Source organism: Chromobacterium sp. IRSSSOUMB001, assembly GCF_023507765.1.
GTDB lineage: Bacteria > Pseudomonadota > Gammaproteobacteria > Burkholderiales > Chromobacteriaceae > Chromobacterium > Chromobacterium haemolyticum.
In genome coordinates this window covers 308,123-314,953 of the sequence record NZ_JALCYU010000006.1, presented here as the reverse complement: position 1 = coordinate 314,953, position 6,831 = coordinate 308,123, and the positions used below count along the sequence as shown (strand labels likewise).

At 63.2% G+C, this 6,831-nt stretch carries 7 protein-coding genes; all 7 read right to left on the bottom strand.

The genetic code is table 11. The features are described from left to right. Positions 1-427: 427 nt before the first annotated feature. Positions 428-1,156, bottom strand: a complete 729-nt coding sequence (locus MOV80_RS10890) for a transporter substrate-binding domain-containing protein (RefSeq protein WP_019102962.1) — start codon at positions 1,154-1,156, stop codon at positions 428-430. A gap of 324 nt (positions 1,157-1,480) precedes the next feature. Continuing rightward, a complete protein-coding gene (tpx, locus tag MOV80_RS10885) occupies positions 1,481-1,978 on the bottom strand; it encodes a thiol peroxidase (RefSeq protein WP_043594076.1) in 498 nt (165 codons plus the stop codon). A 98-nt stretch (positions 1,979-2,076) separates the two neighbouring features. Next, entirely contained in the window at positions 2,077-2,904 is an 828-nt protein-coding gene (locus MOV80_RS10880; protein WP_019102964.1) for an ABC transporter permease, read from the bottom strand. A 52-nt stretch (positions 2,905-2,956) separates the two neighbouring features. Next, positions 2,957-4,216, bottom strand: a complete 1,260-nt coding sequence (locus MOV80_RS10875; protein ID WP_019102965.1) for an ABC transporter permease — start codon at positions 4,214-4,216, stop codon at positions 2,957-2,959. Between the two features lie 61 nt (positions 4,217-4,277). Beyond that, positions 4,278-5,312, bottom strand: coding sequence for an ABC transporter substrate-binding protein (locus MOV80_RS10870; RefSeq protein ID WP_249605099.1), 1,035 nt, complete (start codon positions 5,310-5,312; stop codon positions 4,278-4,280). Between the two features lie 322 nt (positions 5,313-5,634). After that, positions 5,635-6,678, bottom strand: coding sequence for an ABC transporter substrate-binding protein (locus tag MOV80_RS10865; protein WP_043594081.1), 1,044 nt, complete (start codon positions 6,676-6,678; stop codon positions 5,635-5,637). After that, positions 6,662-6,793 (bottom strand): hypothetical protein, encoded by a 132-nt coding sequence (locus MOV80_RS23435; RefSeq protein ID WP_254894665.1) that lies wholly within the window; start codon positions 6,791-6,793, stop codon positions 6,662-6,664. The genes MOV80_RS10865 and MOV80_RS23435 overlap by 17 nt, the downstream gene beginning before the upstream one ends. Positions 6,794-6,831 lie beyond the last annotated feature (38 nt).

Here is a 6,831-nt window from a genome sequence, read left to right as displayed (position 1 = left end):
AAGGTGCAGCTGCTCCATCACCGGCACTGCGGCGGGCGTGGATTGTTGGCCTGCGCAATGGGGACAGGCGGGCGGCGGCATGGCGGGGGGAAAAGTAGAAAAGGTCATCGTGGTCTCCATGTCAGCTTTGGAAACCTGCCCAGGCGAGGCTAGGACAGGCACGTGACAAGGTGGCAAGACCGGCTGACTTTCCAGTGACCGGCAATCCTTTCGGATTCCCTGCCACGGCCCGCCCCGAATGGGTACGGCGTGGCAGCAGACGTAACGGTGCCAAAGCGGACCGTTGTGTCTGCGGGAAAGTCAGTTATGGGCTTGCCAGCCCTGCGTCGTGTATTGGGCACGACGCGGAACCAAGCCTAAACAGGCTGGCGGAGGGCGTCAAGGCATTGGGGATGGCGGGATAGCCGCGCGTCAACGCTAGGCTCGATCAGGGAGCAAGCAGTATGGATTGATTGATGCGCTGCATCAGTTCGGGACTGGCTTGCTTGCTACACATGATGTAGCGCTTGAGCCCCTCGGGAATGTCTTTGAAAGACAAGATCGCCAATCTTTTTGCATCGAGTTCTTTTTTCTGCAGCAGGTATTTATAGTCCTCGACGTCAATCAGCATATAGTCGGCGCGCTGAGAGACGATCATCTGGGCCAGCTCGCCCGGCGTCACCGTCGAATCCATCACCGCGGCAGTCGCATGATCAATCATCGCATCCAATTCAGGGCCATAGGAAACGCCCGCCACTTTGCCCAGCTTGAATTCAGGGCTGGCGAACAGCGCTTTTAGCGTGCTGAATTTTTGGATATTTTTTGCGGATTTGATATTGGCCAACACCAGGTGCGGCTTGTCTTGGTGAATGGCCGAGGAAAACAGCGCAAAGGCCTCGCGCTCCGGCGTTTTATACCAGCCTGGGGAGCAAATCAGTTTCTTATTGGCTTGGATATTGCTGAGAATGCGCTTGGCGGGCACTTCTTCAAACTCCGCCGGCACGGCCGCGCGGTGCAAGATTTCAATGGTCCGCTCCAATAAAAAACCGGCCGGTTTTCCATTTTGGCTATAGCTGTAGGGCGGTTTGTCTCGATACTGCAAGGACAGGGCCTGCTCCGCCAAGCAACTTGGCGCGCCCCCCAGCAATAAGAGGGTAAAGAGCAGCCGCTTAGCCATATGTCCTCCAGCCGGGTTCCGTCGTGCGAGCATGGCGCTATCTGGTGTGAGCATGCGGCGGCATGACAGCTTGGCCGTTAAGCCGCGCCCGCGTCGTAGGGCTCAAGGTCGAATCTTTTGAAAATAAACGTCAAAGCCGCGGTGATGGCTCCACTATAGGATTATTTTGCCCTGGCGGCGGCGCGTCGAGCCGCTGAGTTGCGCATGCCCTGGAAGGGCTTGCCTTGCGGGGCAAGCCCGCGCCCGCCGGCCGGCTTCGGCGTCCGCGCCGGGCGCAAAAAAACCCGCCGGTTCGCACCGGCGGGTTTGATTTGCGGACGCAGCTTACAGCGCGGCCAGCGCGGCGTCGTAGTTCGGCTCTTCGCCGATCTCGGCCACCAGCTCGCTGTGCAGCACCTTGTTGTCCTTGTCCAGCACCACCACCGCGCGGGCGGTCAGGCCGGCCAGCGGGCCGGAGGCCAGCTTGACGCCGTAGTCGGCGGCGAACTGCGGATTGCGGAAGGTGGACAGGGTCACCACATTGTCGATGCCCTCGGCGCCGCAGAAGCGCTTCTGCGCGAACGGCAGGTCGGCGGACACGCACAGCACCACGGTGTCGGCCAGCTTGGCGGCGCGTTCGTTGAACTTGCGCACCGACATCGCGCAGGTGGGGGTGTCCACGCTCGGGAAAATGTTCAGCACCTTGTTCTTGCCGGCGTAGTTGTCCAGTTTGACTTCGGCCAGGTCGGCGGAGGTCAGGGTCAGCGCCGGAGCTTGCTGGCCCTTGGCCGGCAGCGCGCCGGCCACTTCAACCGGATTGCCGCGCAGAGTAACGGTAGCCATGTGGGAATTCCTTATTTGGGTTCAGGGGTGAGTGACTCCGCTAGTGTGCGGCACACTGGCCGAATTTCAACCCCTCCCAAAGTAGGGCCAAGCCCATCTCAACCGGCCGGCCGGCTGCGCAAGCGCTCGGAACGGCCGCGCAACCACTCCAGCGTCAGCAGCATCAGCACCGAGAAACCGATCAACAGCGTGGCCGCCGCGGCGATGGCGGGGCTGAGGTTTTCGCGGATGCCGCTGAACATCGCCCGCGGCAGCGTCGTCTGGCCCGGCCCGGCGACGAACAGCGTCACCACCACCTCGTCAAAGGACGTGCCGAAGGCGAACAGCGCGCCGGAGATCACCCCCGGCGCGATCAGCGGCAGGGTCACCTTGAAGAAAACCCGCAGCGGCGACGCGCCCAGGCTGGCGGCGGCGCGCACCAGGTTGCGGTTGAAGCCCTGCAGCGTGGCGCTGACGGTGATCACCACGAAGGGCACGCCCAGCGCCGCGTGCATCAACACCAGCGTCAGATAGCTGTTGTCCATGCCCAAGGGCGCGAAGAACAGATAGCCGGCCACGCCGACGATCACCACCGGCACCACCATCGGCGAGATCAGCACCGCCATCAGCAGGCCCTTGCCGGGAAACTCGGCGCGGGTCAGGCCGATGGCGGCCAGCGTGCCCAGCGTCATCGCCAGCACGGTGGCCAGCGGCGCGACGATCAGGCTGTTCTGCAAGGCGCGCATCCACTCCGCCGAGGAGAAGAACTCCTGGTACCAGCGCAGGGAAAAGCCGTTGAGCGGGTAGACCAGGAAGGCGCTGCCGTTGAAGGACAGCGGGATGATCACCAGCACCGGCAGCACCAGGAACAGCAGCGTCAGGCCGCTCAGCAGGCGGTGCAGGTAAAACCACAAACGTTCTTCCGGCAAGGTGTGATGGCTTGGCATCGGTTTGGCTCTCCAGTATCGGTTTGGTCCAAGCGGCTATCCAGGCTGCGCTTCAGCCCAGCCGCAGCCGCTCGCTGCCCACCAGGCGGTGGTAAACCGCGTACAGCAGCAAGGTGGCCGCCAGCAGCAAGCCGCCCAGCGCGGTGGCCATGCCCCAGTTGATGGTGGTGTTGGTGTAGAAGGCGACGAAATAGCTGACCATCTGGTCATTGGGGCTGCCCAGCAAGGCCGGGGTGATGTAGTAGCCGATGGACAGGATGAACACCAGCAGACAGCCGGCGCCGACGCCGGCCACGGTCTGCGGCGCGTACACCCGCCAGAAGCTGGCGAAGGGATGGCAGCCCAGCGAGATCGCCGCGCGCAGATAGCTGGGCGAGATGCCCTTCATCACGCTGTAGATGGGCAGAATCATGAAGGGCAGCAGGATGTGCACCATGGCGATGTAGACGCCGACGCGGTTGAACACCAGTTGCAGCGGCTGCTCGATCAGGCCCAGGCTCAGCAAGGCGGCGTTGATCAGGCCTCCGGACTGCAGCAGCACGATCCAGGCCGCCACCCGCACCAGCACCGAGGTCCAGAACGGCAGCAGCACCATGATCATCAGCAGATTGCTGCGGCGCGTGGGCAGGCTGGCCAGCAGATAAGCCAGCGGATAGGCCAGCAGCAGGCATAGCGCGGTCACCACCAGGCTCATCCAGAAGGTGCGGGCGAACACGCTCAGGTAAATGCCCTGATCCGGCATCGCGCGGCTGAGCTCGCCCAGGTCGTCGATGCGGTGATCCAGCGCCGCCAGCAGATAGTAAGGGGTGTAGACGGACTGGTTGCGGCGTATCGCCAGCCAATAGGCCGGATCGCCCCAGCGCTCGTCCAGCTCGGTCAACGCCTGCTTGAACGAAGACGGCGCCGGCTCCAGCGGCAAGGCGCGCGCGGTTTTGCCCAACAGGCTGCGATAGCCGGGCACTTCCATGTTCAGCCGCTTGCCCAAGTCGCCCAGCGTCTGTTGTTCGCCGGCCAGCCGCACATCGTCGACGAGCGCGCGGTAGGCCGCTTCCGGCGGCAGCGACTTGCCGTCCCAAGCCGCCAGCGCCTGTACCGTCCGCGGCAGCGTGCCCGCCACCTCGGGATTGTCGACGCTACGCAGCAGCAGCGCGCCGATGGGCACGATGAAGGTCAGCAACAGGAACAACAGCAGCGGCGACACCAGCGCCAGCGACTTGAGCTTGCCCAGCCGCTCCGCCCGGGCCAGCCGTGCCTTCAGAGGCAGCGGGGCCGGCGCGGACGCGCGGGAATGAGATACCGAGGAAGCGGTCATGGCTTGGACTCCGTCAAAACGGCCGCCGAAAGGCGGCCTCCGCTAAATGAAGGACGAGCGCTTACTTAGCCGCCCAGGCGTTGAAACGCTGCTCCAGGCTCTCGGCGTGATCGGCCCAGAATTCCAGATTGATCTTCAGCGCGTCCTTGATGTTCTGCGGCGCGGTGGGCAGATCCGGCAGCTCGCTCTTGTCCAGCAGCGGAATCGCCCGCTTGTTGCTGGGGCCGTAGGCGATGTTCTGCGAATAGACCTTCTGGTTTTCCGGCTTGCTGGCGAAGACGATGAACTGGTAGGCCTGATCGCGCTTGGGCGTGCCCTTGGGAATCGACCAGTAGTCGAAGTCGTAGAGGTTGCCGTTCCACACCACTTTCAGATTCTTGCCCTCCTTGCGCGCCACCGCGATGCGGCCGTTGAAGGCGGAGCTCATCACCACGTCGCCGGAGGCCAGGTATTGCGGCGGCTGGGCGCCGGCCTCCCACCACTGCAGATAGGGCTTGATCTGGTCCAGCTTCTTGAAGGCGCGGTCCACGCCGGCCGCGGTGCCCAGCGCCGGATAGACATCCTTGGCCGCCACGCCGTCAGCCAGCAGCGCGATCTCCAGCGTGCCCTTGGCGCCCTTGCGCAAGCCGCGCTTGCCGGGGAATTTCTTCACGTCCCAGAAATCCTTCCAGCCGGCCGGCGCGGTCTTCAGCTTGTCGGCGTTGTAGGCCAGCGCGGTGGACCAGACGAAGATGCCGATGCCGCAGGGCTGGGCCGCGCCGGGCACGAAGTCCGCCTTATTGCCGATGCGCGCGTAGTCCAGCCGTTCCAGCAGGCCCTCGTCGCAGCCGCGCACCAGTTCCGGCGATTCCACTTCCAGCACGTCCCAGGACACGCTCTTGGTGTCCACCATCGCCTTGAGCTTGGCCATTTCGCCGTTGTACTCGCCGCTGACCAGCTTGAGCCCGGTGCTCTTCTGGAATGGCGCGTAGTAGGCCTTGGCCTGGGCGTCCTTATTGGCGCCGCCGTAGGAAATCACCGTCAAATCCTTGGCCGAAGCCGCGCCGGCCAAGGCCAGCGCCGCGCCCAGCATCATGAATTTTTGTTTCACTGCCATCCTCATTCTCCTTGTTGACTACATCGTGACGCCGGTCAGGCCGGCGTGGCTTTTAGAGCTGCTAACAAAACTCCTGATGCTGCGTTGCGCCGACTTGCCGTACTCAAGTACTGCCTGCGTCGGCGCGCCTTGCCTCAGACGTGAAACTGACTTTTGTTAGCCGCTCTTAGAACGTGTTTACGATCTCGCGAGCTAAGGTGAGACAAGGCGAAAACGGCTGAGAAAGCGGAATGTACAGGTGGTACATGAGCATTTCGAAGAGGTTTTCAACGCCGTATCGCCGACGCGCAGCAGATCGCAAACAGGTTCTTAAAACCGACGCTCAGCGCAGGGCCCAAGCGTTGAAGCGCTGCTCCAGGCTTTCGCCGTGATCGGCCCAAAACTCCATATCCACCTTCAGCGCGTTCTTCAGGTTCTGCGGCGCGGTAGGCAGCTCCGACAATTCCGACTTATCCAGCAGCGACAACGCCTTCTTGTTGCTGGGGCCGTAGCTGATATTTTGCGAATAGACTTTCTGGTTTTCCGGCTTGCTGGCGAAGGCGATGAAGCGGTAAGCGGCGTCCTTGTTGGGCGAGCCTTTGGGAATGGCCCAGGAATCGAAGTCGTACAGGCTGCCGTCCCAGACGATGGTCAGCTTCTTGCCCTCTTTTTGCGCCGCGGCGATGCGGCCGTTGTAGGCCGAGCTCATCACCACATCGCCGGAGGCCAGGTATTGCGGCGGCTGCGCGCCGGCCTCCCACCACTGGATGTGCGGCTTGAGCTGGGCCAGCTTCTTGAAGGCGCGCTCCACGCCGGCCGGCGTGGCCAGGGTGCGATACACGTCCTTGGCGGCAACGCCGTCGGCCAGCAGCGCGATTTCCAGCGTATATTTGGCGCCCTTGCGCATGCCGCGCTTGCCGGGGTAGCGCTTCACGTCCCAGAAGTCCGCCCAGTTGCGCGGCGCGGTCTTGAGCTTGTCGGCGTTGTAGGCCAAGGCGGTGGACCAGACCAGGGTGCCGATGCCACAGGCTTGGGCCGCGCCCGGCAGAAAATCCGCCTTATTGCCGATGCGCGCGTAGTCCAGCCGCTCGAACAGCCCTTCGTCGCAGCCGCGCGCCAGCTCCGGCGACTCCACTTCCAGCACGTCCCAGGACACGCTCTTGGTGTCCACCATCGCCTTGAGCTTGGCCATTTCGCCGTTGTACTCGCCGGCCAGGATTTTGATGCCGGTGGCTTGCTGAAACGGCTGGTAATAGGCCTTGGCCTGCGCCACCTTGCTGGCGCCGCCAAAGGAAATCACGGTCAAATCCCGGGCCTGGGCGGCGCCGGCCAGGCCGGCGATCAATACGGCCGCGGCCGGCAAGGCGTAACTACAGCGTGTCATCATCACTCTCCTGCGCGTGGGCGGCGGAACGGAGGAAAGGCGCCGCCGCGATAAGAACCTGTTTACGATCTGCTGCACGTTGGCGATACGGCGTTGAAAACACCTTCGAAATGCTCATGTACCACTCGTACATTCCGCTTTCTCAGCCGTTTTCGC

What these genes read in the sequence shown, in the direction of transcription:
- MOV80_RS10865 (WP_043594081.1), bottom strand. Translation starts at nt 6,678, where the DNA reads ATGATGACACGCTGTAGTTACGCCTTGCCGGCCGCGGCCGTATTGATC.
- tpx (WP_043594076.1), bottom strand. Translation starts at nt 1,978, where the DNA reads ATGGCTACCGTTACTCTGCGCGGCAATCCGGTTGAAGTGGCCGGCGCG.
- MOV80_RS10875 (WP_019102965.1), bottom strand. Translation starts at nt 4,216, where the DNA reads ATGACCGCTTCCTCGGTATCTCATTCCCGCGCGTCCGCGCCGGCCCCG.
- MOV80_RS10870 (WP_249605099.1), bottom strand. Translation starts at nt 5,312, where the DNA reads ATGGCAGTGAAACAAAAATTCATGATGCTGGGCGCGGCGCTGGCCTTG.
- MOV80_RS23435 (WP_254894665.1), bottom strand. Translation starts at nt 6,793, where the DNA reads ATGAGCATTTCGAAGGTGTTTTCAACGCCGTATCGCCAACGTGCAGCA.
- MOV80_RS10890 (WP_019102962.1), bottom strand. Translation starts at nt 1,156, where the DNA reads ATGGCTAAGCGGCTGCTCTTTACCCTCTTATTGCTGGGGGGCGCGCCA.
- MOV80_RS10880 (WP_019102964.1), bottom strand. Translation starts at nt 2,904, where the DNA reads ATGCCAAGCCATCACACCTTGCCGGAAGAACGTTTGTGGTTTTACCTG.